The organism is Fructilactobacillus sp. X2R5C3 (assembly GCF_059901325.1).
The window spans coordinates 1-247 of the sequence record NZ_JBWXUY010000048.1 but is presented as its reverse complement, the minus strand read 5'-3'; the positions used below and the strand labels follow the sequence as shown (position 1 = coordinate 247).

Genomic DNA, 247 nt, shown 5'->3' with positions numbered 1-247 from the left:
TTTGTATATCATGGAGATACTCCCTCTTACAAATATTTACTTCAGATGATCACTTGACCGATAAACACGTGGTAAACGGCTAGAATACTCACATGCAATCTCATAATGAATGGTATGACAATAGTCAGCAACGTCCTGTAAAGTAATGGTATGATCGTGATCGGTTCCAACCAAAGTAACCTTAGTTCCGATCGGCATCTTGTAAGGTAACCTAACCATTAGTTGATCCATACATACTCTACCAACG

General features: G+C 38.9%; 1 protein-coding gene. It reads right to left on the bottom strand.

All coding sequences use genetic code 11. The annotated features are described in order from the left end of the window. Nucleotides 1–36: 36 nt before the first annotated feature. A partial coding sequence (locus AC6UDE_RS07120; protein WP_500697051.1) for an alanine racemase C-terminal domain-containing protein occupies nucleotides 37–247 on the bottom strand: 211 nt, incomplete at its 5' end.